Annotated in this window: 6 protein-coding genes and 1 pseudogene; 4 read left to right on the top strand and 3 right to left on the bottom strand. The window is 71.0% G+C overall.

The window, feature by feature from the left end; all coding sequences use genetic code 11:
• From VR45_RS44065 to VR45_RS14790, 3 genes and pseudogenes are all read right to left on the bottom strand, one after another.
• Positions 1 to 721: pseudogene (locus VR45_RS44065) on the bottom strand (cation transporter); the annotation flags it as partial.
• An 85-nt stretch (positions 722 to 806) separates the two neighbouring features.
• Positions 807 to 935, bottom strand: a complete 129-nt coding sequence (locus VR45_RS50050) for a hypothetical protein (RefSeq protein ID WP_286163225.1) — start codon at positions 933 to 935, stop codon at positions 807 to 809.
• Between the two features lie 228 nt (positions 936 to 1,163).
• Positions 1,164 to 1,958: a metal-dependent hydrolase gene (locus tag VR45_RS14790; protein ID WP_045940208.1), complete on the bottom strand. Its 795-nt coding sequence runs from the start codon at positions 1,956 to 1,958 to the stop codon at positions 1,164 to 1,166.
• Positions 1,959 to 2,256: 298 nt separating this feature from the next.
• Between VR45_RS14790 and VR45_RS14785 the strand changes: the two genes are divergently transcribed.
• The 4 genes from VR45_RS14785 (at position 2,257) to VR45_RS14770 (ending at position 6,358) form a co-directional block, all read left to right on the top strand.
• On the top strand, positions 2,257 to 2,895 hold the full coding sequence (locus VR45_RS14785; protein WP_286163224.1) for a DsbA family protein: 639 nt from the start codon (positions 2,257 to 2,259) through the stop codon (positions 2,893 to 2,895).
• A 194-nt stretch (positions 2,896 to 3,089) separates the two neighbouring features.
• The gene (locus VR45_RS14780) at positions 3,090 to 4,217 is read left to right on the top strand and encodes a substrate-binding domain-containing protein (RefSeq protein WP_045940206.1); all 1,128 of its coding nucleotides are present in this window, start codon (positions 3,090 to 3,092) and stop codon (positions 4,215 to 4,217) included.
• A gap of 36 nt (positions 4,218 to 4,253) precedes the next feature.
• Positions 4,254 to 5,033: an ATP-binding cassette domain-containing protein gene (locus tag VR45_RS14775; RefSeq protein ID WP_078880721.1), complete on the top strand. Its 780-nt coding sequence runs from the start codon at positions 4,254 to 4,256 to the stop codon at positions 5,031 to 5,033.
• A gap of 56 nt (positions 5,034 to 5,089) precedes the next feature.
• Entirely contained in the window at positions 5,090 to 6,358 is a 1,269-nt protein-coding gene (locus VR45_RS14770) for an ABC transporter permease (protein WP_045940210.1), read from the top strand.
• Position 6,359 lies beyond the last annotated feature (1 nt).

Below are 6,359 nucleotides of genomic sequence, written 5' to 3'. Positions count from 1 at the left end.
CCGGTCGCCGACGGTCAGCCCGCCGATCGGGACGCGTACCTCGGTGCCGTCGCGCAGGACGGCGACGTCCTTGGCGCCGAGTTCCAGCAGGGCGTGCAGCGCGGCCCCGGCGCGGCGCTTGGAGCGGGCCTCGAACCAGCGCCCGGCCAGGATGAAGGCGGTGACCCCGGCGGCGGCCTCCAGGTAGATGCTGGACGAGCCGTCGCCCCGGGCGACGGTGAACTCGAAGCCGTGCCGCATCCCGGGCATGCCCGCGTGGCCGAGGAACAGCGCCCACAGGGACCAGAGGAACGCGGCGCCGGTGCCGAGCGAGACCAGGGTGTCCATGGTCGCGGCGCCGTGCTTGAGGTTGGTCCACGCGGCCCGGTGGAAGGGCCAGGCGGCGTAGGTGACCACGGGCGCGGCGAGGGTGAGCGAGAGCCACTGCCAGTTGTCGAACTGGAGGGCGGGGACCATCGCCATGGCGACGACGGGGACGGCCAGGACGACTGCGGTGGGGCGGGGCGGCGGTGTAACCGGTGGCCTCGACGGTGGCGACGAGGTCGGCGACACTCACATCCGGTCCGAACGCGACCCTGGCCTTCTCGGTGGCGTAGTTGACGGTGGCCTCGACGCCGTCCATGCGGTTGAGCTTCTTCTCGATCCGGGCGGCGCACGAGGCGCAGGTCATGCCGCCGATCCGGAGTTCCACCTCGGTGGAGGCGGGTGCCTGGGTGATCATCTGGGCTCCTCGTGCTCGTTGTCGGTCGGATTCGGGCCCGGGGCCGATACCCCCCGGGGGTTCGATCCCCGGGCCCGCCGGGATTTCAGGCCCGCTGGGCGGGAACGCGGTCGGCCTCGGCAACGGCGGTGTCGGCGTCGACCTCGCCGTCCACGACGACATCGACAGCCTCGGCGCCGGTCGAGCAGGTGCCTTCGGTGGAGCAGCAGGACATGGGATTCCTCCGGTGGTGTCGGCGGCAGTTCTCGATACCCCCAGTGGGTATCTCTGCGCGATGGGCTCATTTATACCCCTGGGGGGTATCCACCGCAAGCACTGCCGCCCGCAGCGCAGACGTAGGCGCGGACGCGACAGGGCCCCGCACCGGAGCCACTCCCCCGGTACGGGACCCTGCCACCTGCGCGTTCGCGCGGCCGCGCGGTCGCGCGTTTCGCGCGGCGGATCAGCCGAAGTAGCCCAGCGCCCCCACCGCGCACAGGCCGCCGGCGCCCATGAAGACCGGCATCAGCACCTTGAGCTCCACCCAGCTGCCGGCCCGGAAGCGCATCCCCTTCGGCGGGCCGATCGGGTACCAGCGCTTGCGGCCGATCGGGATCGGCCACAGCACCGGGCAGCCGGAGACGGTGAGCGCGTCGCCCAGGCAGTGCACCAGCGCGCCGAGGGTGATCGGCAGGCCGATCCACAGGTACTCCTGCCCCGGCTGGTCGAACAGCCAGAGCGCGCCGTTGCCCGGCTTGTTCAGGACGGCCGTCAGCATCCAGGCGCCGGCCGCACCGAGCAGCCAGACCAGGACGTCACTGGAGACCCGGGCCTGGCGCCAGAGCAGTCCCTCGATCGCCAGCACCATGTGCACGAAGAGCACCCCGAGCACGCCCCACCGTCCGCCGTAGACGGCGATGGCCGAGGCGCCCGCGCCGCACAGCGCCGCCCAGACCCAGGTGTGGGTCAGCGTGCGGTGGCCGCCGGTGCGGCGCGGGTCCCGCTTGCTGCGGGTCGCCTTGTAGACGGCGTAGGAGAGGCTGTCGATCACCTCGCAGAGGATCCGCGAGACCGGGCCGAACGCCCGGGATATGGTGGCCGCCTTGTGGTCGAGGTCCGGCGCCAGCGCGGCGCCCGCACAGATCAGCGTCCCCGCCAGCAGCACCGGCCAGGGCATCGGTTCGCCCATCGCCGCCGCGATCGCTCCCGCACCCAGCCACGCTGCCGCGCCGGACAGCGAATGCGCTGGTCCCATCATCTTCTCGGCTCCCGCCCTCGTCCCGTACCGCCCGTCGCGAGGGCTTCGCGAGGGCCTGACGGGGCGGCAGCATATCGGCCCAAGATCGGAAACACCCGGAGCCACTCCTTCACCCGAACGGCGGCCGTGTTTCACCGTCCTGGATCAAGCTGCCGGGTAAGGACGATGACGGCCCTTCACCTGCTGGAGTGAAGGAGCGGCCCGGGCGGGTCGCGCCGACCGGATCCGCGAGTGGCCCAGGAAAACCGCGCCGGACCGGCCCTTCCGAGCGGTCCGGCGCGCCCCTAGGCTCGGCCGTGTGACCACTACAGCTGCCAATGCCAACACCACCGTGACCAACACCGTGGACTTCTTCTTCGACCCGATCTGCCCGTTCGCCTGGATCACCTCCCGCTGGATCCTGGAGGTGGAGAAGCACCGGGACCTCGACCTGACCTTCCGGGTGATGAGCCTGTCCGTGCTCAACGAGGGCCGCGAGGGCCTGCCCGAGCGCTACGAGCGGCTGCTCACCACCGGCTGGGGCCCGGTCCGGGTCTGCATCGCCGCCGCCGAGCAGCACGGCGTCGGGGTACTGCGCGACCTCTACACCGCGCTCGGCACCCGGCTGCACGTCGAGGACCGGGAGATCGACGACAAGCTCCTGCGCGAGGCACTGGCCGAGGCCGGTCTGCCGGAGGAGCTCGCCGAGGCCGCGCACAGCACCGAGTGGGACGAGGCGCTGCGCCGCAGCCACCACGCGGGCATGGACCCGGTCGGCGAGGAGGTCGGCACCCCGACCATCCACGTCGACGGCACCGCGTTCTTCGGGCCGGTGCTGAACGCGATTCCGCGCGGCGAGGAGGCCGTCCAGGTCTTCGACGGCGTCCGGCTGCTGGCCGGGCACAAGGCGTTCTTCGAGCTCAAGCGCACCCGGACGGGGTCGCTCGACTTCGGCTGAGGACCCGGGGACGAGGACGGCGACGGGGAACCAGGACCCCGTCCGCCACCCGCCAAGGCGGCCATCGGCCCCGGCGGGCCGGTGGCCGCCTTACCCGTTCGGCCCAGCTCCGATCGTGCGGGCGGCCCGCAGTTCGCAGACTCGGACGCGGGGGACCGAAGAACGGGGCGGGTCCAACCGGAAGAGGCATCCTCATGAACAACGGGCTTCGCCGCACGCTCGCGGCCGCCGCAGTGGTTTCCCTCGGTCTCGCGCTGGCCTCGTGCGGCAGCGCCAAGGAGTCCTCCGGAGGCGGCTCGTCCGGCTCCGCGAGCGGTTCCGCCGGCGGCGGGAGCACGGTCGGCGCGGTCCGGATCGGGCTGCTGCTGCCCGAGACCAAGACCACCCGCTACGAGCAGTTCGACCGGCCGCTGATCGAGCAGAAGATCAAGGAGCTGGCACCGCAGGCCCAGATCGACTACTACAACGCGAACGAGAACGCCACGACCCAGCAGACCCAGGTCGACACCGCGCTCACCAAGGGCGACAAGGTGCTGATCCTGGACGCCGTGGACGCGAAGTCGATCCAGTCCTCCGTCCAGAAGGCGCACGACGCCGGCGTCAAGGTGATCGCCTACGACCGCCTGGCGCAGGGACCGGTCGACGCCTACGTCTCCTTCGACAACAAGAAGGTCGGCCAGCTCCAGGGCGAAGCCTTGGTCGCCGCCGTCGGCGACAAGGCCGGCTCCGGGTCGATCATCATGATCAACGGCTCGCCGACCGACCCCAACGCGGCCGACTTCAAGGCCGGCGCGCACAGCGCGATCGACGGCAAGCTGAAGATCGGCAAGGAGTACGACACCCCCAACTGGGACCCGAACAACGCCAACCAGGAGGCCTCCGCCGCGATCACCGCGATCGGCGGACCCAATGTGGTCGGCGTCTACTCGGCCAACGACGGCATGGCCGCCGGCATCGCCACCGCCCTCAAGGCGGCCGGCCTCAGCGTGCCGCTCACCGGCCAGGACGCCCAGCTGGACGGCGTGCAGCGGATCCTGGCGGGCACCCAGACGATGTCGATCTACAAGCCGTTCAAGCCGGAGACCGATGTGGCGGCACAGATGGCGGTGACCTTCGCCCAGGGCAAGCCGCTGGACTCGGCGCTGGTGCCGGTCACGGTCACCAACGGCAGCGGCAACCAGGTCCCGGCCAACCTGATCACCCCGGTCGTGCTGACCAAGGACAACATCAAGACCACCGTGGTGGCCGACGGCCTCTACACCGTGCCCCAGATCTGCACCCCGGACTACGCGGACGCCTGCAAGGCCGCGGGCCTCCAGTAACCGTGCCCGCGAACCCGGTCGAGGGAGTTGGTCACCGTGACGGGTGAGACCGTCCTGGCCCTGCGCGGGGTCTCCAAGCGGTTCGGCGCCGTCCAGGCGCTCACCGACATCGAGTTGGAGGTCCGCGCCGGTGAAGTGCTCGCCCTGGTCGGCGACAACGGCGCCGGCAAGTCCACCCTGGTCAAGTCCATCGCCGGGGTGCACCAGCCGGACGAGGGCACGATCGAGTGGCAGGGCCGCCCGGTCAGCGTCCACCGGCCGCAGGACGCACAGCAGTTGGGCATCGCCACGGTCTACCAGGACCTGGCGCTCTGCGACAACCTCGATGTCGTCGGCAACCTCTTCCTCGGCCGGGAGATCCGGCGCTTCGCCGTCCTCGACGAGGTCGCGATGGAGAAGCGGTCCCGCTCGCTGCTGGACACCCTCTCCATCCGCATCCCCAGCGTGCGAATCCCGGTCGCCTCGCTGTCCGGCGGTCAGCGCCAGGTGGTGGCGATCGCCCGCGCGCTGGTCGGCTCGCCGAAGGTCGTGATGCTCGACGAACCGACCGCCGCCCTCGGTGTGGAGCAGACCGCCCAGGTGCTCGACCTGGTCGAGCGGCTCCGCGACCAGGGCCTCGGCGTCATCCTGATCAGCCACAACATGGCCGACGTGATGGCCGTCGCGGACACCGTCGCGGTGCTGCGGCTCGGCCGGAACAACGGCGTCTTCGACAAGCGCCGGACCAGCCAGGAAGAGATCATCTCGGCCATCACCGGCGCCACGGACAACGCGGTGACCCGCCGGGAGGCCCGCGGTACGGAGGGCTCCCCATGACCGAGCAGACCCCCGGCGGCGACAGGCACCGCCATGTCCCGCTCCCCGAGGACAACATGCCCAAGGGGGGTGTCAACGCCCCCGTGCCGGTCGCCGCCGAGGCCACCCCGGCCGTCGACCCGCGGCTGATCGTGCGGCAGGAGGGCGTCAAGGGCTACCTGGGCGAGTTCCGCCGCCGCGTCACCAGCGGCGAACTGGGCTCGCTCCCGGTGGTGCTGGCGCTGATCGTGATCTGGGCCGTCTTCGGCAGCCTGAACAGCTCCTTCCTGTCCGCCCAGAACCTCTCCAACCTCTCCCAGCAGATCGTCGGCACCGGCATGATCGCGATCGGCGTGGTGTTCGTGCTGCTGCTCGGCGAGATCGACCTCTCGGTCGGCTCGGTCAGCGGCCTGTGCGCGGCGATCTTCGCCGTGCTGAACGTCACCCACGGCGTCAACCAGTGGGTGGCCCTGCTCTCCGCCCTGGTCGGGGGCGCCGTGGTCGGCCTGATCCAGGGCCTGTTCTTCGCCAAGGTCGGCGTGCCGGCCTTCGTCGTCACCCTGGCCGGCAACCTCGGCTGGAACGGCCTGATGCTCCAGATCCTGGGCGCCAACGGCACCGTCAACCTGTCCGGGAAGGACATCGTCTCCCGGCTCTACAGCACCATCTACAGCGAACAGGCCGCCGCCTACGGCGTGGCCCTGATCGGCGTGCTGCTCTTCCTCGGCGCCTCGGTCCTGGACGCCCGGCGGCGCCAGGCCGCCGGGGTGCCGTCCCGCCCGGTGCTGGACATCGCGCTGCGCACCGCGGCGATCGCGGTCATCGCCTTCCTGGCCGCCTACACGCTCAACCAGTACAAGGGCCTGCCGCTGGCCCTGCTGATCTTCCTGATCTTCATCGTGGTGCTGGACTTCGTGCTGCGGCGCACCACCTACGGCCGACAGGTGTTCGCGCTCGGCGGCAACATCGAGGGCGCCCGACGGGCCGGTATCAACGTGTCGTGGATCCGGATCAGCGTGTTCACCATCTGCTCCACCATGGCGGCCGTCGGCGGCCTGTTCCTGGCCGCGCAGATCCAGTCGGCCAGCCAGACCTCGGGCGGCGGCAACCTGCTGATGAACGCCATCGCGGCCGGCGTCATCGGCGGCACCAGCCTGTTCGGCGGACGCGGCTCGACCTGGTCGGCGTTGCTCGGTGCACTGGTGATCGGCTCGATCCAGTCCGGGATGAACATCCAGGGGCTGAGCAACGCCATCCAGTTCATGATCACCGGTGCGGTGCTGCTCGCGGCCGTGGTCGTCGACTCCCTCGCCCGCCGCACCCAGCGGGCGGCCGGCCGCGCCTGAG

Origin of the sequence: Streptomyces sp. NRRL S-495, from assembly GCF_000966955.1 — a bacterium.
Classification (GTDB): Bacteria; Actinomycetota; Actinomycetes; order Streptomycetales; family Streptomycetaceae; genus Kitasatospora; species Kitasatospora purpeofusca.
Note: the sequence above shows the minus strand (reverse complement) of the source record. Positions and strands in the feature narration are given on the sequence as shown.